This window comes from Caballeronia sp. GAWG1-1 (assembly GCF_023631465.1).
Classification (GTDB): Bacteria; Pseudomonadota; Gammaproteobacteria; order Burkholderiales; family Burkholderiaceae; genus Caballeronia.
On the sequence record NZ_JALQDB010000032.1, the window covers coordinates 362,897 to 383,399 of the forward strand.

The following is a 20,503-nucleotide window of genomic DNA, read 5'->3' on the forward strand; positions in this document are numbered from 1 at the left end:
AGGATTGCGCCCAGCATGATGCATTACGTATGCAACATCAGTTGCTGCGCGAGAAGTGACGCGTGCGGCGTGAGCGCATCGAAGGCGCGTGCGCACAGATGCAGGCGCCGCGTTGCCCACGGTTCGGAAAGCGGCACGACGGCAAGACCCGGCCTTCGAACGAGCTCTGCGGATGCTTGCGACAGAATCGCCAAGCCAATGCCCGCTTCCACTAGCATCGCCACGTTGTCGATACTGCGCATATGAATGCGGTATTCAAGCTGGCGTCCGAGCCGCGACGCGCGTTCGGCGAGATGCATTTCGAGCGCGGCATCGGCAAGACCGACATATGCATCGCCGACAATCTCCGCAAAGGCCACTGCGTGCTCATTCGCCATGCGATGCGCACGGTTCATCATCACCACAAGCTGATCTTCCGCCACGAGATGCGTCTGCAGATTGCCGAGGTCCGTGAAGTCCGCGACGATGCCCAGATCCGCACGTCCTTCCGCTATGGCTTGCACGATGTCGGCGCTAGGCCGTTCATCGAGATCGATGGAAAGATCGGGATAAGCCGCAAGGAAGCGCGCAAGCCGCGGCGGCAGAAACGCCGCGAGCGCAGCGGTATTCGACAGCAACCTGATGCGTCCTTTGAGACCTGTTGCATAAGTGCGCAACTCGCCGCGCATCTGCTCGACTTGAGCAAGGATCATCCGTGCATGGCGCGCGAAGGCATCGCCTGCGGCAGTGGTCTGCACGCCGCGTCGATTGCGTTCGAAGAGTGACGCGCCGAGCGCGGACTCCATGCCCGCGATGCGCTCACTCGCCGATGCCAGCGCGAGATGCATGGCCTGCGCGCCCGCCGTAATGGTGCCACGCTCGATCACGGTCAGAAAAAGCCGCATGTCGGTCAGGTCGAAGCGCATGTTTGTCTCCGGTCGCTTCGGTTGAGCCGAAGTCTCTCATTGGAAAAGCCAGATTGTATGCGCGCTCACGCGACGCTAGCATCGGGCGATGGAACCTCTTCTCATCGTCATTGGCGCGGGGTTTCTGGCGGGAGCGATGAACGCGCTTGCCGGTGGCGGCTCGTTCGTCAGTCTGCCCGCCCTGATCGCCGCGGGCTTGCCACCGGTTCAGGCGAATGCGTCGTCCACGGTCGCGCTGTTTCCAGGCGGCCTGGTGAGCGCGTGGGCCTATCGCGATGGCCTCGCGCCAGTCGGCTCGGTCGCGATCCGCAAGATGCTCGTCGTGACGCTTATCGGCGGCTTGGCGGGCGCGGCGCTCTTGCTCTGTACCTCTTCCAAAACCTTTTCGTTTGTCCTGCCGTGGCTCTTGTTGTGCGCGAGCCTTGCGCTGGCATTCGGCCGCAAATTCGGTGAGGTATTGCGACGGCGGTTTCGTATCGGCGCGGGTGCGGTGTTGTCGATTCAATTCGTGCTTGGCGTCTATGGCGGCTACTTTGGCGGCGCAGTGGGGATCATGATGATGGCTGTGTGGGGCCTTTTCGACTCGCGCGACCTCAAAAGCCTCAACGCGCCACGCACTTTGCTCGTGAGCGCGGCGAATTCGGTCGCGGTGCTGACCTTCGCGGCGGCACAAGCGGTGCGTTGGCCGGAAACGATCGCGATGCTCGTCGCTGCCATTGCAGGTGGATACGGCGGCGCGCAAGTGGGACGCCGCGCGCCGCCCGCTGTGATTCGCGCCGGTACGATGCTGGTGAGCGCTGGTATCACGATCGCATTCTTTATACGAACGTACGGCCCGATGTTGGCGCATCGGGCCTGATGCGTCCGTTTACTCGATGGGAGAGCCGCCATGATCGATGCCTTGCTCGAAACCCTGGGAGCGCTTTCGGTGCTGGCCAGCGTGGCGGCAAAAATCGCGTGGGCGGGTGACGCGCGCGTGCACGCTCTGCAATCAGCGCCGTCAAAGCCGCTCAATGCCCGCCAGTTTGAAGCGGCGGCAGGCCGAGCGGTTTCTTCGCGGCTTCATAAGCACGCACGAAGCGCGGATCGTCGCCGAGTTCGCGCGCCATCCACTTCGACAAATCCGTGCCGCAGGCGGGGTTCGCCATGTCGGTGAAGCAGGCACCGTTCGCGGGCATCATGCTTGCGGCCCAATAGAAGCTGAAGAGCGTCTGTTTCTCGGCCGGTTCCATGCCGATGGCATTGGGATCGGCGCCCGACAGCCATCGGTCGAGCTTTGCTTCGAGCGTGGCTTCCGTGTCCTGCTTGTCGTAAGAAAACACATATCCGCCGCCTGCCTGCGCGGTATGGAAGTCGTTCATGACGATTGCATTGACGAAGCGCGCGGCGCGAGCGTTTGGCACATAGCCTTCGGCGTAGGCGCTTGCGGTCAAAAACCACAGCAGCGCGAGCAATGCATTTGTTGTGTACCGCGTCGATACGCGGCCGATTTGTCGATTGCTTCGCGAGTTCACGCAAGTAACGAGGATGGTTTTTTGGGCAGATGAGGCGAACTTCGAAGGCTCGCGTCGGCTGGCGCTGATTCTACTGAGTTATTAAGAAAACTGACGGCGACGCGCCTAAGATTTTGTGGCGTTTCCAATGAAAAACGGCCCCGAAGGGCCGTTCCTGCGCTAAGGCGAGATCAGCAGCTACTACAGCGGCTGGATCGTCGAAGCTTGCTTGCCCTTAGGGCCTTGCTTGACTTCGAAGCTCACCTTCTGGTTCTCCTGGAGCGACTTGAAACCCTTTGACTGGATTTCGGAGAAATGTGCAAACAGGTCTTCGCCGCCGTCATCCGGCGTGATGAAACCAAAACCCTTTGCATCGTTGAACCACTTAACAGTACCTGTTGCCATTTGTCCAAACCCTATTGAGACAAGTTACGTTGAAAATGCGCCCTTAATTTCGAGCGGCATAGATTTTTACCACGCCAAAGAGTTTTTTTCCAATACGCGTTTTTGCTAAGGTTATGGTCATACGCGCGTCATAACGGGCGATTTTTCCTGATCGCCCTTTGCATACGGACCAATTTGCCGATGTTGCTTAAAGAAATGCCGTTTTTATAGGCAGAACACGTTCAGACAGAAGACCACATGCAATGGCTCATACGCTTGTCACCGGTACAGCCGCTTTAGCGTCTGCGCATCGGCTCGATGCACCCGCTATCGCCGAGGCTCGCTGCGAACTCGCGGCGTGTTTCCGCTTAGCCGCGCTGCATGGGCTGGAGGAGGGCGTATGCAATCATTTTTCCGCGACAGTGCCAGGGCACGACGACCTTTTTCTGGTTAATCCCTATGGTTATGCCTTTAGCGAGATCACGGCGTCGCATCTGCTGATCTGCGACTTCGACGGCAACGTGATCGAAGGTGAAGGCCAGCCCGAGGCAACTGCATTCTTTATTCATGCGAGGCTGCATCGGCTGATGCCGCGCGTGAAGGCCGCATTCCACACACATATGCCGAGCGCGACCGCGCTCTGCCTACTCGAAGGGCCGCCGCTCCTGTGGCTTGGGCAGACGGCGCTGAAGTTCTACGGCCGCACGGCCGTGGATGAGCACTACAACGGCCTCGCACTCGATGCAACGGAGGGCGACCGTATCGCCGCGGCAATGGGCAACGCGGACATCCTCTTCCTCAAGAATCATGGCGTGATGGTGGCGGGCGCGAGCATCGCCGAGGCCTGGGACGATCTCTACTACCTCGAGCGCGCGGCCGAAGTGCAGCTCCGTGCGATGAACACGCAGCGCCCGCTCAAGCCCGTGCCGCATGAAGTAGCGCAGGCCGCCTACGAGCAAATGCGCGCGGGCGATGCGCAGAGCGCGCGGGCGCATCTGGCGAGCGGCATGCGGCAGTTGCGGGCGCGGGGTATCGCGTTCGACATCTGAGCGCAGTATTCAAGACCGGCGCACGAGGCGCTTAAGCCAGCCGCGCCGCCGCCCGACGTCGGTCTGTTGTAAAAATACCGCGATCACGATAATCAAGCCCTTCAGCACAAGCTGCGTGTTGCTGTCGATGCTATTGAGCAGAAGGATATTGCTCAAAAAGCCGAAGATCAGCACGCCCGCCACGGTGCCCGAGACGCGTCCTACGCCGCCGGAAAGACTCGTCCCGCCTATCACCACGGCGGCGATTGCATCCAGTTCCCAGCCCATTCCGGCATCGGCCTTGCCCTGTCGATACTGCGCTGCATACAAAACGCCAACGAGCGCCGAGAGCATGCCCGAGATGGCATAGGCCGCCATCTTGTGGCGTCCCACGTTCAGGCCGGAGACGACGGCGCACTTCTCGTTGCCGCCGATTGCATACAGATACTTGCCGAAGATCGTGCGATTCATCACGAAGCCGACGACCAGCGCGATTGCCAAAAAAAACAGCGCGGGCACGGGAACGATGTCGAAGAGCAGCGCGCGCAGCGCTTCGATATCGGTGGTGGCGTTGCTGCCGCTGTAAATCGAATACACGGCGGTGTCCTGCCCGGCGATAAGCCGCGCCGCGCCTAGCACACCGACCATCGCGGCGAGCGTGACGATGAACGGCTGCATGCGGCCACGCGTGATGATCCAGCCATTGAGCGCGCCGAGCGTGAAGCCCGCGAGCGGCACGATCCAGAGCACGGCTATAAGCGGCATGCGATGCCCGCCATGTAACGCAATATAGGCGCATGCAAAAGCCGCCACGACGAGCGCTATGCCGAGGTCCATCGTGAGCGGTGCCTGCGTGGCGGGCGCGCCGCGAGCACGCCTGAAGCCGCGGACGACGTTCATCGCGGCGAGCGCGATCGCAAAGACCGCGATTGCATTCAAAATTATGGATGCCGACACCGCGCGATTCCAGGCGTCCGTGGTGAGCAGCATGGCCGTGAGCACGCTGCCGAGACCCATGATCGCGCCCACCGAGAGATCGATTCCCGCCGTGATGATGACGAGCGTCATGCCGATGGAAATCACGCCTACGTTCGCCACCTGGCGAAACACGTCGGAGATGTTCGCGCTGGACAAAAAGATATTGCTGCCATCGGCCGCGTGAGGCGACGTGAACGCACCGACCACGAGCAACACAATCAAACCGAGGTAATACTTGAGGTAAGTCAGCAATGCGCTCAGGCGCCGCTGGCGCGCGGTGGTCACCGGCTCGGCGAGTTGGTCCCGGGCGTGCAGCATGGTGTCCTTCTCCGTTTTGCATGTTGCGTTTTGCATTCGGCATCCCAGCATTTGGCATTCAAAATGCCGTCAGGGCGACGCCATTCTGACGAGTGCATCGACTGAAAATTGCTCGCGCGGCAAAATTCCGCGAGCGCGTCCTTCGCACATGACGAGAATGCGGTCGCCAAGCAGCATAAGTTCGTCGATCTCCGAACTCGCCACGATCACCGTGACGCCTTCGCGCGCGGCGGCGAGAATCTGGCGATAGATCTCGGCCTTCGCTGCTACATCGACGCCGCGCGTCGGTTCATCGAGCAAAAGGAGACGCGGCTTCGTCATCAGCCATTTACCGATGATGAGCTTCTGCTGATTGCCGCCCGACAAGGTGCTCGCATCCTGCGCGAGACTGCGATGCTTGACGTTCGAAGCGTGCGCCTGCGCATCGGCCCATGCATGTAGCCCGCCGCGTCGATAAAACGGAAAGCCCGGCGCGCGCGAAAGCGAAGGCAACAGCAGGTTCGCCTCGAGCGACTGATCGAGCACGAGGCCGTCTTTCTTGCGGTCTTCGGTGACGAAGGCAAGCCCCGCCGCGGCCGCGCGATCAGGTGAATCGAATGCATGCGCATGACCGGCGGCGCGTATCTCTCCATCGCGACGATACGGCGACACACCGAAGATCGCTTCCAGTATCTCGGTCTTGCCCGCGCCGAGCAGCCCCGAGATGCCGAACACCTCGCCTTCCTGCACCGCGAACGACACGTCCGCCACGAGCGCGCGAGCCGCATTCCAGAGCGTCAGGTTGCACACATCGAGGGCGCACGCGCGCTCACGCGGCGCTTCGGCTTCGCTGCGCTCGGGCGGCGCGAAGTCCTTGCCGATCATCATCGAGACCAGCGCCGCCGACGATTCGACCTGTGGCATCTGCAAGGTCGCGATGCGCCGGCCATCGCGCAATACGGTCACTCGATCCGCCACCGCGAATACTTCGCCAAGCCGATGGCTGATCAGCACGATACCCATGCCGCGCTCGCGCAGATCGCGTGTGAGGGTGAGCAGCGCCTGCGTCTCGGTATCGGATAGCGCGGACGTGGGCTCGTCCATGATGAGCACGCGAGCATCGGCAAGCAAAGCCTTCGCAATCTCGACGAGTTGTTTCTCGCCTACACGCAGCGTGCCCACGAGCGCACTCGGCGGCACACGAAAGCCAAGTTGCGCGAGGACCTTAGTTGCCGCCGCATGCATCGCGCGCCGATCCGGAAAGCCGAAACGTGTACGCAGTTCCTTGCCAAGAAAGATGTTGTCGACCGCCGACAAGGTGTCGACCAGATTCAATTCCTGATGAATGATGGCGACGCCCGCGAGCGCCGCATCGTTCACGCTAACAAGACGCGTTGCTTCGCCGCGCACGCGGATGCTGCCCGCGTCCGGCGTATAGAGGCCGCCCAGGATCTTCATCAAGCTCGACTTGCCCGCGCCGTTTTCGCCGACGAGCGCGTGTATCTCGCCCGCCGCGACATCGAAGTCGACGCCCGACAGCGCGGCGCTGCCGTTAAAGGATATCGACAGGCCTTCGGCTTCGATGAGCGGCGTGGCTACGGTGGCCATCGATCGAACTCAGTGAGTGGCGATATATTGCTTCGCGTTGTCCTTGAAGATGCCTTGCGTCGGCAACGTAAGCTTCTTTTCCACCTTCTCGCCTTTCAGCACCTTGAGCGATTGACGGATGCCTTCCGCGCCTGGCGTCGGATACATGAAGGTGCCCGCGAGCAGGCCTTGTTCGACCCACGTCGCGCCTTCTTGCGGCAAGCCGTCGATACCCACGAACTTGATGTTCTTCTCGCGTCCCGCATCCTTCGCGGCGAGATATGCGCCGTAGGCCATCGGGTCGTTATGCGCATAGACCACGTCGATCTTCGGCTGCACGCGCAACACGGTCTTCATGTAGTCGTACGCCTTGTCCTGCTTCCAGTCGCAATCCACGCGTTCGCCCACGCGCTTGATGCCTTTCTCCGGCGCGATGGCCTTATCCGCGCCATCGTGACGATCGTGCGCGGGCTGCGCACCGAAGCCGCCCCATATCTCGACGAGATTGCCTTGCGCCTTGCCAGACCCGCCCATCACCTTGACGATGAAGTTGCCCGCTTCCTGACCGATCTGTACGTTGTCACCACCGATGAACTCCGTGTATTGATCGCCGTTCACTTCGCGGTCCAGCACGAACACGGGAATGCCCGCCTTGAAGGCTTTTTCGACGACGCCCGTCAGCCCCGCGGACTCCTTCGGCGAAATGAAGATCGCGTCCATCTTCTGCGCGATGAAGTTCTCCATGTCGGCGTTTTGCTTATCGGTACGGTCCCCCGCGTCGGCAATGATGAGTTCGACTTCCGGATGCTTTGCCGCTTCGGCTCGCATGTCCTTGTTGAACTGCACGCGCCACGGCTCGACGGTCGTGACCTGAGAAAAGCCGAAACGGTACTTCTTCTGCTGCGCGAATGCGGTTTGCGTGAAGAGTGCGGAGAACGTTCCCACTGCGCCGGCAAGCGGTATAGCGAGAAGACTTGCGGTAACGATGCGTCGTTTGCTGTCCATTTTGTCTCTCTCCTTCGTCTTATGGTTGCGGGCCCTGCATTGGCGAATAAAACGTTATAGCGTGGCGGATTTGCGCGTTCGCTTTCGAGCAGCTTGATCGATGGCTTTCATCGGAGGCGCCGTGCTTTCACGCACGAGCAGATCGGCCTTCATGCGCAGATGCACATGCTCGCCGGTTTCACCTTGCAACTGCTTGTGGAGCAACTGCCAGATCGCACGCCCCACGGCTTCTACCGGCTGATGTATCGAACTGATACGCGGATGAAGCACCGACATCCACGGGGCGTCGTCGAAAGAGAGCAAGGAAACCTCTCCAGGCAGGCGCAATTCGGCATCGCGTATGGCACGCAGTGCGCCAAGCGTGGCCACGTTCGCACCGGTAAAAAGCGCGGTGGGGCGTTCGCTTGCAGACAAAAGCCCGAGCGTCGCCGCGTGGCTTTCCGTATCCGTCATGCCGCATACCACCACGCGCGCATGTCGCGTAAGACCGGCGCGTTTCATGGCGTCGAGATAGCCGTCCGCGCGTTCGCGGCTATTCACGAGATCGAGCGCATTGACGATGAATGTAATGCGCCGATGCCCGAGCGCGATGAGATGTTCCGTGCCATCGCTCGCGGCGCGGCGGCTGTCCGTCGTCACCGTGTTCGCCGGAAAGCTGTTGTCCACGCGGTCCGCCATCACGAGCGGCACGTCGCATTCGCGCAATTCGTCGATGGCATGTGCATAGCCATGACACGGAATGATGATCATGCCCGCCACCTGACGCGACAACACGAAACGTATGCGCTCGGCCTCGCGCTCGGGGTCTTCCTGCGCATGCGCGAGCAGCAGCCGATAACCGCTTGCCAGCGCATGATCCTCCACCACGCATAGCAGTTCGATAAAGAACGAGTTCGTGAGATCCGGCACGACGAAGCCGATGGACGTCGAACGATTGCTGCGCAATTCCGCCGCAAGACTGTTGCGCCGATAACCCAGCGCTCGCGCCGCTTCCCATACTTGCTGCCGTCGAAGTTCGCTTACGCCTTCGGCGCCTGCCAGCACTTTCGACGCCGTGCCAAGCGAGACGCCCGCCGCACTGGCGACATCCTTCAAGGTGCTGGCAGTCTTTTTACGTGAGTCCACGAGTGCTTTTGCCGTCTTTTTTTGAAACGTTTCAGAATTCTAGAAAGCGTTCGCAAACGGGGCAAGTGAGTACTTGTACGGAGCACGCTACCGCGCTACAGAGAGGTATCGTGCAGGTCCTTTACGATAGGCGGCCCGATCTTGAAGTCGGAGAAGCGCACGGTGAGGCCGCCGCGCTCGGGCGTGCAGCACATGGGTCCGACGAGCCAGTGCGGCGACGCGGTAGTCGACGCGAAGGGCGCGATACGCATGAGGGTCCAATGACGCTCGTCCGCGCTGCACTGCATCTTGAGCACGCCATCGGCGACGGTCATGCGCAGCCTGAAGCGGTTGCCGCTGGCGGGCGAACCAAGCGACCAGTCGGAGAAATCATTGGTCAGCACGGTGCTGAAGGTGAGCGCGCCGTCGTTGTACTCCGCGCCTGCCTTGACCCAGCGCTCGGCGCTCTCGCGCACCATCAGGCCCGCTTGGTCGTAGAGCGCGGAGAAATCGCCATCGACGGTGACTTCGGCGCTGAAGTCACGGTTCGCGCTCGCGGCGAAAACATGGCCGTTATCGCGGATGAAACCGTAGTGCGTCTTGCGCCAGAAGTCCGTGCTGGCGTCCGTGGTGACGAACAGCGTGCCGTCTTCAATGCGCCATTGCGCGGGCTCGTTGATCCACTGACATTGGTCGAACATGGCAGCCTCGCTACGTGGAAAGGGCGTTGGCAGTATGGCACATCGTGCATGCCGAATCGAATGGTCGTACTTAACGAAGCGGACAGAGCGATTTCATTTAAGGCCCGCACTGCACTAACATGAATGCGCGAGGCTTCTCTGCGCTCATGCAACGACACGAAAGGCAAATCCATGGTCAAGTTAATGATGATCCTGCTGGGCGTGGACTATTTGCGCGGACGCTGGCGCAGTCTGATGGTGACAGGATGGCTGCTGCTTGTCGTTGGCTTGGGCATATTCATCGATGCACTCGACGGTTCGCTCGGCTTTCCGATTCCACTCGTTGGCTGGTTGTTGTTGATCGAAGGCGCGCTGACGCTTGCGGTTGCATGGGCCGGCGTCGGCGGGCAACGCAGGTTGCGCTATTCGAAGGGTATCGTGTTCGTCCTTGCGGCCGTGCTGGTGCTTCAGGGGCCGCGTCATCACGCCAACTTCATTCTTTCGTTGTTCATTGGCGCGGCCTTTCTCTCGGATGGCCTCTTGCAAGCCGCATCCGCTGTTGTCGTGCGATATCGACGCTGGCGCGTGGCGCTTGGTTTTGCGATCTTCGAAATATTGCTGGCGGTCTTCGTCATTCAACCGTACCCGACGCATTACAAGAGCACCGTGGTGTATTGCGTGGGCGTGCTCTTCATGTTCGCAGGTTGGAATCTCGTGATGATCGCGTCGCGCGTACGCAAGCTGAACAGCAATCCGGCAGTCTGGGGCGATGCAAGCGCCGAGGCCGCGAGCGCAGCGAGTGATACGAAAGACGGTACGCCAGTCGTCTTGCCGGCAAGCGAATGGGACGGGCCGCCCGCGGACAACGAGCCCGCATTGACCGTGCATGTGTGGACGCCCGTGGGTACATCGAAGGGCGAGGTGCAACGGCATCTGATCGTCGACCGGTACATTGCGGCGGTGGATTGCAATGGAGTGATATCGACGGGACATGCCGCGCTCGAATCGCCTGAGGGCGTATATGTGAGCCTTTATCCGGCAGTCGAGATAGACCGCTCGCCCGATGACTTTGCGCGCCTCTTGCGTGCCACGAGCGATAACGACGTGCCAGGCGTGTTTCAGCCGAGCTACCCGATCGAGTCGAAGACATGGTGTCCTTCGACCACGCGAGTGCGCATTCGCAATTACGATCCAACGCGGCTAGCGCGCTTCTGGAGCACGTATCGCGAGGACACGACGTACAACCTCACGCATCGCAACTGTTCGAGCAGCGTCTCGCGCGCACTGGAGGCGGCGCTCGAAGGGGCGGCTGGGCGGCTCTATGGCGCGCGGGCGGGCTGGGGCGCGCTGTTTCGTATGCTGGTGACGCCTGAACTATGGGTGGCCGCGCAGATCCGAAAGCGTGCAGTGACGATGGCCTGGACTCCTGGCCTCACGCTCGACTATGCGCGTGCGCTTAGCATGGTTGCCGATCCACGTCCGTATGGCTGGCTCAAGGTGGCGCGCATGGCGATAGCGAAGATGCGGCAATCGCGGCGTCAATGGCGGCATGAAGGCTCTTCGTCGATGGACCCGCCTGCAAACGCCTGAGATTCAAGCGCCTTCGTCGAGATCGTCTGCGGCCTTGCGTTCGCGTCGCGCTTCGTTGGCGCGGCGTGCACGCAGTCGCTGCTTCGACAGCTGCGTAATGACCTCGCCCGTGCTCGCGCCGGCCGGAATCTCGTTGCGAATGACCTTGGGCACCATGGGCAGACCCAGGCGCTGGCGGCGCAGGGCACGCGCGATGAGCGTGCGACAGGTCTGTCCATGGCAGTCCCACTCATCGCGAATTCGCTCGCAGTAAGGACATTTTTCCATGCAAACAGTTTACCGCGAAACGCAAAGCGCTTCGCGGGCGGGCCTGGGCGCGTGTTTCTAGCCGCTAAACTGATTCGTCGGACTATGCCGGCGCTCGCGCTGATGATGGTCGAGACTGCGGCGCAGCATCTTCTTCAGCAGGCCCTTGATGAAGTAGATCGAGCGATCGGCGCGCACGTTGAAATCGAACGGTTTGAGTGCGACGACTTCGCGACCATTGCGTTCCGAGAGCTTGGCGCGAGTTCTGCGATGATCCACCGCCATTGCCGCCAGTGTCTCCGATGCCGCCTTGAATTGTCCGCGATCCACCCGCGCGCACACATGACATGCGCGATGAAACGCCTTGTCGAAGATCGTGAGCCAGTAATCGTCCATCTCGCCGCCGTCGCAACGCGCGAGCGCTTCGAGCCCGTTCGTGCGGAGGTCCTTCATGTCGGTGAGTGTCGCTTTCTGCGTGATGCTCCCAAAACGTCGGCGATAACCGATCAGCGGGTCTGCAATGCGATAGATACTGCTTGCGCGAAGGTACATGGACGGCACGACCGCCATGTCTTCGTAGTGCCGGCCCACTGGGAACTGCGTGCCGTTGAACATGTCCGTGCGATAGATACGCGCCCAGACGAAGGTATGGAAGCCGTCCGCGAAGTGCTGAAGCGCGGCGCGGTTCATCGCGTGACCGCCGCTTGCGTGATGCATGACGAGATCGATGCCGTCGATATGGCGGCCGTCGTCGTCGATGATCTTCACGTTGTATTCGACGAGGTCCCACACGCGTTCCTTGAGTGCGGGAATAACGCTGCTCGAAAAATTCTCGAGATAGATGTCGTCGCCGTCAAGGAAGCCGACGTAGGGCGTTCGCACTGCCGCAAGCCCGGTATTGCGTGCCGCGCTCAGACCGCCATTGCGCTGCTTGATGAGCTGAATATGACGGCCGCCATCGCGCTCCACGATCGCTTCCGCGGCCGCATAGGTCTCGTCGCGAGAACCGTCGTCCACCACGATGATGCGCATGGCGTCGATATGGGGTTGCGACAGTAGGGACTCGAGTGCTTCCTCGATGTATCCCTCGATGTTGTACGCCGCGACCACGATGGTCAGTAGCGGTTCCGTGTCTCGCAAAGAGTCACTTTCAAACGGCATATCGGATGCTCCGTCGGATGAAGGGGCTCAGGGGCGTGCCAGTGCATGCCAATGCACTGGCCTGATTACGCGGTCTCCTTCTGGCGGCCGGCGTGTCGATTTGCACGCCTGTTTGGCCGGACTGCCGAGGCTCATTGGCTTCGGCTTGCTGTGCGCGATGCGAAGAGCAATCGCAGTAGATCAGATTGATTGAAGCAGGTTCCCGCAAGCTGTGATTGTCGGCTTGGGCAGAGAGGAAGGCCCAAGTTTCGGACCGGGTTCTGCTGCATATTACCGGGTCAAAAAAACAATGTAATGACAATGACATGTCGGCTAGTCGACGCAGCGACTCCAACAGAATTGCGATGCATTCTTCAAAGAAGCTGCAGCGATTACCTGTCGGTTTTGTTCAGGCGCTTTAGCGCTAGTCATCTCATTCGTTTGCAATCTCATCGATGTTTGTCCTTCATATTGCTGCGCTCCGTGCGCTTAAGCACATCAAAATATAAGTTGATGCGTCTATGAAACGCGTATGCGCCCATGCGATACCGCTTGTTTAAGTAACCTCAAGCCGATTGAAAGATTCGGTGCTTGGCGAACGCTCTGAGAAGTTCACTAAGCATGACCTCTTCAGCAAGGCGAATGCCATGCAAGGACGGTCAGACGTTCTCGGACGTAAAAAGTTGCGCCGGAAGTGGATATTGGCTTGCTTGCGCTGTCTCTCCAGGCAAGGTATTCAACGCGCGAAGCATGGCAAGCACTGCGGTCTGAGCGATCTGTTGCAATGGCGTATCGATGACCAGATCGATGATGCCGTCCACGAGCGCGTCGTGACGGTCGGGCATGAGATCGGAGCAAACGGTGACGATGTGTCGTCCTATTGCTTCCTCGCGCAGTGCGCGTATCACGCCACCCACGCCGCCGCCAGGAATGTAAAGACCAGCGAGATCGTCATGCCGCGCAAGCATGGCAAGCGTCGCTTCATAGGCCAGTTGCTTGTCTTCCAGGTTGATTTGCGTGTCGAGCACTCGCAGCCCGGGTGCATGTTCACGCAGATAAGAGCGAAAGCTGATTTCGCAGCTTTCTTGTCCCAGATAGCGGGGCGTGCCGACGAATACGCCAACCGTACCTGCCTTGCGATGCGTGAGCCGGCACACGGCCCACGCCGCAGTGCGGCCGCTCTTGCGTGGGTCCACGCCGATATAACCTGCACGCAATGGCGCGCTCAGGTCGGACAATAGCGTGACCGTTGGCTTGCCCGCTGCATGCAAGGTTTCGATGGCCGCGGTTACATGCGGATGATCGACCGCCACGACGCCGAGCGCATCCGCTTCTTCTCCAAGCGACAGCAACGTACGCGCGATGGACGCGGGATCGAGTTCGTCCATATACGCGATCACTGCCTTGCAACGTTCCGGTTCGTGACGCGTGACCGTCTCCGTCAGAATGCGCGCGAACGCCTGATAAAACGGGTCGGCGCGTTTCTGCAGACAGAAGCCGAGCGTGCGCGGGGCATCGATGGCTCCGAGTTGAGCGCGCATGCGTTCGCGCATCAGTTGAGCACCGTGATAGCCGATGCGCTCTGCCGCTTCTATCACGCGCAACGCGGTGCCTTCGCGCACGGTCAGGCGTCCGTTGAACACGCGATCCACCGTGGCCGAACTGACGCCAGCGGCTTCCGCCACCGACTGAAGCGTGGGACGCTTGGTCATTTTGATGGAAATGATGGATTTGCGAGGGCACGCAATGATGCTTAAAGATAGCAAATTCAACCGTTCCTTGCGCATGCACGGGCTCGCTCATATCATCGACTTCAATAAAAATAAATGATGTATTCCAATCATCGGATGAGGTGACATGATGGAATTGGAGGAGACGCAGCGGCGGCGCTATCGGCTGATAGGCGGGGCAGGCGAAGAGGCGAAAGCCGCGGGCCTTGCCAATGGCACCTGGTATAGATGCCCTTTGCCGCGCCCCGTGCTCAAGCAACTCACGCAACGCAGTGATGCGCGAGCCATTCGCGACACCGTTCTTTGGTACGCAGCCATCGTCGCGAGCGGCGTCCTTGCCTGGTTCGCATGGCAGGCGCATTCGCTATGGGCCATCCCCGCGTTTCTGCTCTACGGGACGCTTTACTGCGGCCCCGCCGATTCGCGCTGGCATGAGAGCGGACACGGCACCGCATTCAAGACCGCGTGGATGAACAAGGCGCTTTATCAAGTGGCGTCCTTTCAGGTGTTTCGGCGACCGACCGTATGGCGCTGGAGTCATGCGCGCCATCACACCGATACCTTGGTAGTGGGCCGCGATCCCGAAATCGGTGCGCAATTGCCGACGGACTGGCTTGCGCTGGTGCTGAACGTCTTCGCGCTGAAGCACGTGGCGAACGAATTGCCCAAGGTCGTGGCGTCTGCGTTCGGCAATATCGGTGAAGAAGAAAAGACCTTCGTGCCTGAGACGGAATGGCCGAAGGTCGTGCGCGAGGCGCGCATCTGGCTCGCGATCTATGCAGCAGTGATCGTGACATGCATTGCGTTTCGCAGTGTGTTGCCGCTGCTTTATATCGGCTTGCCGAGTCTTTACGGCGCATGGCTTTATCTGTACTTCGGGCTCACGCAACACGCGGGCATGCCGGAGAACGTGCTCGACCATCGCAAGAATTGCCGCACCGTGATGATGAATCCCGTGTTTCGTTTCCTTTATCTGAACATGAACTATCACGTCGAACATCACATGTTCCCGATGGTGCCGTATCACGCGCTGCCGGATCTGCACGATGCCGTCAAGCACGACATGCCGCCGCCTTACACGAGTTCCATCGCGGCTTATGCCGAGATCATCCCGGCGCTCATGCGGCAGACGCGGGACCCGTCGTATCACGTCGAGAGGCCGGTGCCCACCGCCACGCAAAGCTGAGTATGAAAAGGAGACATGCCCCATGACGCAATGGATCGACGCCGCCGCGTTAGACGACATCGACGATGAAGACGTCAAACGCTTCGATCACGATGGCCGCACGTTCGCGATCTATCGAGTGAACGACGAGGTGTTTGCAAGCGACGGCCTGTGCACGCACGAACAGGTTCATCTGAGCGAGGGCTTCTTGTTCGACCACGTGATCGAATGCCCGAAGCACAACGGGCAATTCGATATTCGCGACGGCCGCGCGCTCGGTGGGCCCGTTTGCATCAACTTGCAGACATACCCCGCGAAAGTGCAGGACGGACGCATCTTCGTGGAGATCTGAAGCGCCGATGCCTCAAATGCGGAACATGCTGACCACGCGTGCAAGGCGCTCGGCCTGATCGCGCAACTCGACGGTCGAGTGTTCCGCTTCGCTGACGAGCGCCGCATTCTGCTGTGTGGCTTCGCCAATCTGCATAACGGCCATGTTTACCTGCTCGATGCCGCTCGCCTGTTCCCGCGATGCCACGCCGATCTCATCAACGATAGCGTTCACGCGCGTCACCTGTTCGACGATGCCGTTCATCGTGCTGCTGGCTTCCTCGGCGATTCTGTAGCCGTGCGATACCTTGCCCGCCGATTCGCTGATCAACACTTCGATTTCCTTCACCGCGCCCGCACTGCGTTGCGCAAGCGCGCGCACTTCCGATGCCACCACGGCGAAGCCTCTGCCATGCTCACCCGCGCGCGCCGCTTCGACGGCAGCATTGAGCGCAAGGATATTCGTCTGAAAGGCGATGCCTTCGATGGTCGCCGTGATATCGGCGATACGTCGTGACGATGCATCGATCTCGCCCATCGTCGAAACCACGCGGCCCACGGCTTCGCCGCCCGCACGTGCAGCTTCGGATGCCGACGCGACCAGCGTGCCCGCCTGCGCCGTATTTGCCGCGTTCTGCTGCACGGTCGAGGTGATCTGTTCCATGCTCGCGGCCGTTTCCTCGACACTCGCAGCCTGCGTCGCGATGCGCGATGCGATATCCGTGCTGCCGGATGCGATGCGAGCGGTGCCATCGCTCATGTCGGACGATGCGCTGCGAACCTGCGCGACGATGCCCGTCAGTCCGCGCGCAACGCCGTCGATGGCGCGCATCAGGCGGCCGATATCGTCTTCGCGCGTGGTATCGATACGAACGGTCAGATCGCCAGCGGCGATACGTTCCGAGGCATGCGTGACGTCGTCGAGCGGCCGGCTGACGAGCTTCGCCACGGCATAGAGCAACACGCCGACTAGCGCCGCGATCACCACGAGGCCGATCAGCAAGAAGCGGTTGCGACTCGCGTGCACATCGGCGAGCAGTTCATCGCGATATGCAATGCCACCGATCATCCAGTTCCATTGCGGCACGGTCATAAAGACGATTTCCTTCGCGCCGCCATGCACGCGCGCATCCGCGCCCGCGATTGTGGCGCCTTCGAAATTGAGCTGGCCTTCCTGCTTGTCGAGCATCGCCTTGAACGGCGCAACACGTTCATCGGCCATCTCGCCTTGCGCGTCCGGATGCACCAGAAGCTTGCCGCGGTTCGCACCATTCGAAGCGTCGACGACGAAGTGATAGCCGGTCGCACCGATCGTGAGCTTGCGGATGTTGTCCTGCAACGCCGCGATTTCCGCGGAAACATCGACGCCCACGAACAGCGCACCGACGACGCGGCCCGATGTATCCGTCACGGGCTTGTATTCGGTGATGTACTGCTTGCCGAACAGCGCCGCCACGCCTATGTACGACTTGCCCGCGAGAATCGGTGCATAAGCCGGTCCCTTGCGATCCAGCAGCGTGCCGATGGCGCGCGTGCCGTCCTGCTTCTTGAGCGAGGTCGTCACACGCACGAAGTCGTCGCCAGTGCGCGCAAAAACGGTCGCGATTGCGCCGCTTTCCGCGAGAAACGCATCGGGAATGGCGAAATCGCCGTTGAGTGGCTTGTCGCCCGCGTTGATCGCAGGCGTCGCAACGCCGCCGATGTCGACCGTATGCGATTCGTCGAGCGAGAAGGCAGCAGGCAGGCGATTCGAGAACATCGTCATGAAGCGCGAGACTTCGGCGCTCACGGCCGTGTTGTAGAGGCCGATCATCGATGCGATCGAGCGATTCTCACTTTCGACGCGTGCGAGCGCGTGCGCATCGACTTGCTCGCCGGCCGAGCGGGTGACGACAAGTGTGAGGGTGGCGACGACGACGGCCGCGAGAGAACACGCCAGCGCGGCGAATTTGGTGCCGACGTTCAAGCGGGCTAGACAAATACGAAGCATGGGGAGCACTGGGCGATGTGAAAGACGTAAGTGACGGTTATCGGCAGCGAAGCCACCTGCCTTTAGCGTTTCGCGGCGCGTTTGGCATGCGAAAGACAAGATGCCGCATGACTGAATGCAAAACACCAGATTCAACCGGCGTGGGCGCCAAGCTTTATTGGAAACAACGCAGAAAACGATTAACTCAATCTTTCAACTACATTTCGTTTAGCAGCGGGGCCTTATGTGGAGCGGCTCTGGCGGCATTAGGGAAAGTACAGGGATAGGCAACACGCACTGAAGCCATTATTCTTCAAAAAACGTTTTCCAAAACCTGGCCGGCAAGCGCGTTCTAGTCACGCGATAAGCCGAAGCCCACGGCGCTCGTCGCCGTCAATGCAACAAGTCACGCGGCACGACGAGCGCCGCCGCGTACGGAGACATTCATGCAAACAGCCGTCGTAGGCGTCGTGCGCGCAGCCAGCCGTTATCGCTGGACCGTGTGTGCGCTGCTCTTCTTCGCCACCGTCATCAACTACATGGACCGGCAGATTCTCGGTCTGCTCGCACCGGTTCTGCAACATGACATCGGCTGGACGCAGGTTCAGTACGGGCGCATCGTGATCGCGTTCTCGGCGTTCTATGCAATCGGACTGTTGTGCTTCGGGCGTATCGTCGACTGGCTCGGTACGCGCATCTCCTACGGCCTCGCCATGTTCGTCTGGAGCATCGCCGCCATGCTGCACGCGGCGGTCGGCTCGGTCATGGGCTTTGCCATGGTGCGCGCGCTGCTCGGTATCGGCGAAGGCGGCAACTTCCCGGCGGCCATCAAGACGACGGCCGAATGGTTCCCGCGTCGCGAACGCGCGCTCGCTACTGGTATTTTTAATTCCGGCGCGAACATCGGTGCGGTGTTCGCACCGGCGATCATCCCGGCGCTCGCCGTTGCTTTCGGCTGGCGCGCGGCGTTCGTGATGATCGGTGCGATCGGTCTCGTGTGGCTCGTGGTGTGGTTCGTGATGTATCGCCAACCGGACGCGAGCGCGCATGACGACGATATCGAACGCGACGACACCGAAATCGCCGATGCCGCCAACGCTCACGCAGGCGCTCCCGGCTTCAAGGTGCTCATCAAGAAGCGTGAAACCTGGGCGTTTCTGATCGGCAAGTTCCTGACCGATCCGGTGTGGTGGTTCTACCTGTTCTGGCTGCCGAAGTGGCTCAACGAATCGCGCGGCATGGACATGCAGCATATCGGTCTGCCGCTTGTCGTGATCTACGCGATCACCACGGTGGGCAGTATCGGCGGCGGCTGGATTTCATCGGCGCTGATGCGCGCGGGCTGGAGCGTGAACGCGGCGCGCAAGACGGCCATGTTCATCTGTGCATGTTGTGTTTTGCCGATTGCATTCGTTTCGCTGGCGCAGAATCTGTGGGTCGCGGTCGCTATCGTCGGTCTCGCTGCAGCGGCGCACCAGGGCTGGTCGGCAAACCTGTTCACCACGGCGTCGGACCTGTTCCCGAAGCGCGCGGTCGGTGCAGTGGTCGGTATCGGCGGCATGGCCGGCTCGATCGGCGGCGTGCTGTTCTCGGAAGTGATCGGCCAAGTGCTCCAACGCACCGGTCAGTATTGGGCGCTGTTCGCCATCGGCGCATCGGCTTACCTGATCGCGTTCGCCATCATGCACGTGCTCACGCCGAAAATGACGCCGGCCAAGCTGGAATCCTGATCGCATGCAAAATGCCGCCGACACTCGAAAGATGCCGGCGGCATATTGCGTTATGAATACATCATGCAGTAGCAGTCACCGCGGCTGTCGATTCACGCACGATCAGGCGCGGCTCGAACATGGAATTACCCGGGTCGGGATGACCGGCGAGGGAATCGATGAGCTTCTGCATTGCGAGTTCGCCCATCTTCTCGCTCTGGATATCGACGGTGGTGAGTCCGGGCGCGGCGTAAGCGCCGTACGGCACGTTGTCGATGCCGGTGACGGAGACGTCCTCCGGCACGCGAATGCCGAGGGTTGCGGCTTCCTTCATGAAGCCGAGCGCGATCAGGTCGTTGTAGCAGATGACCGCCTGGGGACGCCTCGGGCCGAGCATCACGCGCGAGCAGGCGTGTTCGCCGGCAAGCGAAGTGGGCGCGTGGGCGTCGTGGACATCGAGTTCGAGGCCCACGTCTTCGAGACACTCGCGCACGCCGCGAATCCGCTCGTCGTTGATGCGCGCCTGGCCGAAGCCGAGGTATGCAATGCGCCGGTGCCCGAGGTTGAGCAGGTGCCGCGCGAGCATATGCGCGGCGAGGCGGTTGTCGATACCGACGCTTGGAATCGGCAGCGCTTCCGCGTTGCGCAGAAGCACGACGGGCTTGCCGAGATCGAGCATCCAGTGTGCTTCTTCGTCGGGTAGCCGCGAACTGACGATCAGACCGTCCACGCGTTGCGCGAGGGCTTCGATCAGCGGACGTTCGCGGGCCTGGGTTTCGTCGATATCGACGAGCAAGAGCGTGTAGTCGTGCCGGAGCGCAATGCGGTTCGCGCCTTTCACGACGTTGGTGAAGTGCGGGTTGCTGATGTCGAGAATCGTGAGGCCGATAGTGCGCGTGCGGCCGGTGATCATCGAGCGCGCAAGCGGGTTCGAACGATAGCCAAGCGTTTCGATCGCCGCCTTGAGCTTGGCCTCGACGGGTGCTGAAAAGCGCTGCGCGCCGTTGATGTATTTGGACACCGTCGCGACCGAGACGCCCGCTGCGGCGGCGACATCGCGAATGGTCGTAGAAGTTTTCTTCATTCGGAGGGTAACGTTTACTTTGGCTTTTTCCAATGTTAACGGATTTTGACGTCGGTTCGGGAAACGTCGCATCGATAAA

At 60.7% G+C, this 20,503-nt stretch carries 19 protein-coding genes; 6 read left to right on the forward strand and 13 right to left on the reverse strand.

Going from position 1 to position 20,503, the window contains the following annotated elements; genetic code table 11:
* Nucleotides 1-23: 23 nt before the first annotated feature.
* Nucleotides 24-905 (reverse strand): LysR substrate-binding domain-containing protein, encoded by an 882-nt coding sequence (locus NCT03_RS22835; RefSeq protein ID WP_250494029.1) that lies wholly within the window; start codon nt 903-905, stop codon nt 24-26.
* An 88-nt stretch (nt 906-993) separates the two neighbouring features.
* Between NCT03_RS22835 and NCT03_RS22840 the strand changes: the two genes are divergently transcribed.
* On the forward strand, nt 994-1,764 hold the full coding sequence (locus tag NCT03_RS22840; RefSeq protein ID WP_250494030.1) for a sulfite exporter TauE/SafE family protein: 771 nt from the start codon (nt 994-996) through the stop codon (nt 1,762-1,764).
* Between the two features lie 151 nt (nt 1,765-1,915).
* Here the strand turns inward: NCT03_RS22840 and NCT03_RS22845 are convergent, their stop codons facing one another.
* Together NCT03_RS22845 and NCT03_RS22850 are read right to left on the reverse strand one after the other, a co-directional pair.
* Entirely contained in the window at nt 1,916-2,359 is a 444-nt protein-coding gene (locus NCT03_RS22845) for a hypothetical protein (RefSeq protein ID WP_250467987.1), read from the reverse strand.
* Between the two features lie 240 nt (nt 2,360-2,599).
* Nucleotides 2,600-2,803: a cold-shock protein gene (locus NCT03_RS22850; RefSeq protein WP_008347993.1), complete on the reverse strand. Its 204-nt coding sequence runs from the start codon at nt 2,801-2,803 to the stop codon at nt 2,600-2,602.
* Between the two features lie 242 nt (nt 2,804-3,045).
* Between NCT03_RS22850 and NCT03_RS22855 the strand changes: the two genes are divergently transcribed.
* Nucleotides 3,046-3,831: an aldolase gene (locus NCT03_RS22855; RefSeq protein ID WP_250494031.1), complete on the forward strand. Its 786-nt coding sequence runs from the start codon at nt 3,046-3,048 to the stop codon at nt 3,829-3,831.
* 9 nt (nt 3,832-3,840) lie between these two features.
* Here the strand turns inward: NCT03_RS22855 and NCT03_RS22860 are convergent, their stop codons facing one another.
* The 5 genes from NCT03_RS22860 to NCT03_RS22880 form a co-directional block, all read right to left on the reverse strand.
* Nucleotides 3,841-5,106: an ABC transporter permease gene (locus NCT03_RS22860; protein WP_250494032.1), complete on the reverse strand. Its 1,266-nt coding sequence runs from the start codon at nt 5,104-5,106 to the stop codon at nt 3,841-3,843.
* Between the two features lie 69 nt (nt 5,107-5,175).
* Nucleotides 5,176-6,693: a sugar ABC transporter ATP-binding protein gene (locus tag NCT03_RS22865; RefSeq protein ID WP_250494033.1), complete on the reverse strand. Its 1,518-nt coding sequence runs from the start codon at nt 6,691-6,693 to the stop codon at nt 5,176-5,178.
* Nucleotides 6,694-6,702: 9 nt separating this feature from the next.
* Complete coding sequence (locus tag NCT03_RS22870) at nt 6,703-7,677, reverse strand: substrate-binding domain-containing protein (protein ID WP_250467991.1); 975 nt, start codon at nt 7,675-7,677, stop codon at nt 6,703-6,705.
* A gap of 54 nt (nt 7,678-7,731) precedes the next feature.
* Nucleotides 7,732-8,802: a LacI family DNA-binding transcriptional regulator gene (locus NCT03_RS22875; protein WP_244831330.1), complete on the reverse strand. Its 1,071-nt coding sequence runs from the start codon at nt 8,800-8,802 to the stop codon at nt 7,732-7,734.
* 95 nt (nt 8,803-8,897) lie between these two features.
* Entirely contained in the window at nt 8,898-9,482 is a 585-nt protein-coding gene (locus NCT03_RS22880; protein WP_250494034.1) for a DUF1349 domain-containing protein, read from the reverse strand.
* A 171-nt stretch (nt 9,483-9,653) separates the two neighbouring features.
* Here NCT03_RS22880 and NCT03_RS22885 point away from each other — a divergent pair, with 171 nt between their 5' ends.
* Entirely contained in the window at nt 9,654-11,051 is a 1,398-nt protein-coding gene (locus NCT03_RS22885; RefSeq protein ID WP_250494035.1) for an HdeD family acid-resistance protein, read from the forward strand.
* A gap of 3 nt (nt 11,052-11,054) precedes the next feature.
* On the opposite strand, the gene NCT03_RS22890 is transcribed toward NCT03_RS22885, so the two are convergent.
* The 3 genes from NCT03_RS22890 to NCT03_RS22900 all read right to left on the reverse strand — a co-directional run bounded on the left by NCT03_RS22890 (nt 11,055) and on the right by NCT03_RS22900 (nt 14,149).
* Nucleotides 11,055-11,318 (reverse strand): hypothetical protein, encoded by a 264-nt coding sequence (locus NCT03_RS22890; RefSeq protein ID WP_250467994.1) that lies wholly within the window; start codon nt 11,316-11,318, stop codon nt 11,055-11,057.
* Between the two features lie 57 nt (nt 11,319-11,375).
* Nucleotides 11,376-12,458, reverse strand: a complete 1,083-nt coding sequence (locus NCT03_RS22895; RefSeq protein WP_244831334.1) for a glycosyltransferase family 2 protein — start codon at nt 12,456-12,458, stop codon at nt 11,376-11,378.
* Nucleotides 12,459-13,096: 638 nt separating this feature from the next.
* On the reverse strand, nt 13,097-14,149 hold the full coding sequence (locus NCT03_RS22900; protein ID WP_250494036.1) for a LacI family DNA-binding transcriptional regulator: 1,053 nt from the start codon (nt 14,147-14,149) through the stop codon (nt 13,097-13,099).
* A gap of 145 nt (nt 14,150-14,294) precedes the next feature.
* Here NCT03_RS22900 and NCT03_RS22905 point away from each other — a divergent pair, with 145 nt between their 5' ends.
* Nucleotides 14,295-15,353, forward strand: a complete 1,059-nt coding sequence (locus NCT03_RS22905) for a fatty acid desaturase family protein (protein WP_244831336.1) — start codon at nt 14,295-14,297, stop codon at nt 15,351-15,353.
* A gap of 22 nt (nt 15,354-15,375) precedes the next feature.
* The gene (locus NCT03_RS22910; protein ID WP_250494037.1) at nt 15,376-15,684 is read left to right on the forward strand and encodes a non-heme iron oxygenase ferredoxin subunit; all 309 of its coding nucleotides are present in this window, start codon (nt 15,376-15,378) and stop codon (nt 15,682-15,684) included.
* Nucleotides 15,685-15,696: 12 nt separating this feature from the next.
* Here the strand turns inward: NCT03_RS22910 and NCT03_RS22915 are convergent, their stop codons facing one another.
* Nucleotides 15,697-17,652: a methyl-accepting chemotaxis protein gene (locus NCT03_RS22915; RefSeq protein WP_250494038.1), complete on the reverse strand. Its 1,956-nt coding sequence runs from the start codon at nt 17,650-17,652 to the stop codon at nt 15,697-15,699.
* 425 nt (nt 17,653-18,077) lie between these two features.
* Here NCT03_RS22915 and NCT03_RS22920 point away from each other — a divergent pair, with 425 nt between their 5' ends.
* Complete coding sequence (locus tag NCT03_RS22920; protein WP_244831339.1) at nt 18,078-19,361, forward strand: MFS transporter; 1,284 nt, start codon at nt 18,078-18,080, stop codon at nt 19,359-19,361.
* A gap of 61 nt (nt 19,362-19,422) precedes the next feature.
* Here the strand turns inward: NCT03_RS22920 and NCT03_RS22925 are convergent, their stop codons facing one another.
* A complete protein-coding gene (locus tag NCT03_RS22925) occupies nt 19,423-20,424 on the reverse strand; it encodes a LacI family DNA-binding transcriptional regulator (RefSeq protein ID WP_309847794.1) in 1,002 nt (333 codons plus the stop codon).
* Nucleotides 20,425-20,503 lie beyond the last annotated feature (79 nt).

What these genes read in the sequence shown, in the direction of transcription:
- NCT03_RS22835 (WP_250494029.1), bottom strand. Translation starts at nt 905, where the DNA reads ATGCGCTTCGACCTGACCGACATGCGGCTTTTTCTGACCGTGATCGAG.
- NCT03_RS22840 (WP_250494030.1), top strand. Translation starts at nt 994, where the DNA reads ATGGAACCTCTTCTCATCGTCATTGGCGCGGGGTTTCTGGCGGGAGCG.
- NCT03_RS22850 (WP_008347993.1), bottom strand. Translation starts at nt 2,803, where the DNA reads ATGGCAACAGGTACTGTTAAGTGGTTCAACGATGCAAAGGGTTTTGGT.
- NCT03_RS22855 (WP_250494031.1), top strand. Translation starts at nt 3,046, where the DNA reads ATGGCTCATACGCTTGTCACCGGTACAGCCGCTTTAGCGTCTGCGCAT.
- NCT03_RS22860 (WP_250494032.1), bottom strand. Translation starts at nt 5,106, where the DNA reads ATGCTGCACGCCCGGGACCAACTCGCCGAGCCGGTGACCACCGCGCGC.
- NCT03_RS22865 (WP_250494033.1), bottom strand. Translation starts at nt 6,693, where the DNA reads ATGGCCACCGTAGCCACGCCGCTCATCGAAGCCGAAGGCCTGTCGATA.
- NCT03_RS22870 (WP_250467991.1), bottom strand. Translation starts at nt 7,677, where the DNA reads ATGGACAGCAAACGACGCATCGTTACCGCAAGTCTTCTCGCTATACCG.
- NCT03_RS22880 (WP_250494034.1), bottom strand. Translation starts at nt 9,482, where the DNA reads ATGTTCGACCAATGTCAGTGGATCAACGAGCCCGCGCAATGGCGCATT.
- NCT03_RS22885 (WP_250494035.1), top strand. Translation starts at nt 9,654, where the DNA reads ATGGTCAAGTTAATGATGATCCTGCTGGGCGTGGACTATTTGCGCGGA.
- NCT03_RS22890 (WP_250467994.1), bottom strand. Translation starts at nt 11,318, where the DNA reads ATGGAAAAATGTCCTTACTGCGAGCGAATTCGCGATGAGTGGGACTGC.
- NCT03_RS22895 (WP_244831334.1), bottom strand. Translation starts at nt 12,458, where the DNA reads ATGCCGTTTGAAAGTGACTCTTTGCGAGACACGGAACCGCTACTGACC.
- NCT03_RS22900 (WP_250494036.1), bottom strand. Translation starts at nt 14,149, where the DNA reads ATGACCAAGCGTCCCACGCTTCAGTCGGTGGCGGAAGCCGCTGGCGTC.
- NCT03_RS22905 (WP_244831336.1), top strand. Translation starts at nt 14,295, where the DNA reads ATGATGGAATTGGAGGAGACGCAGCGGCGGCGCTATCGGCTGATAGGC.
- NCT03_RS22910 (WP_250494037.1), top strand. Translation starts at nt 15,376, where the DNA reads ATGACGCAATGGATCGACGCCGCCGCGTTAGACGACATCGACGATGAA.
- NCT03_RS22915 (WP_250494038.1), bottom strand. Translation starts at nt 17,652, where the DNA reads ATGCTTCGTATTTGTCTAGCCCGCTTGAACGTCGGCACCAAATTCGCC.
- NCT03_RS22920 (WP_244831339.1), top strand. Translation starts at nt 18,078, where the DNA reads ATGCAAACAGCCGTCGTAGGCGTCGTGCGCGCAGCCAGCCGTTATCGC.
- NCT03_RS22925 (WP_309847794.1), bottom strand. Translation starts at nt 20,424, where the DNA reads ATGAAGAAAACTTCTACGACCATTCGCGATGTCGCCGCCGCAGCGGGC.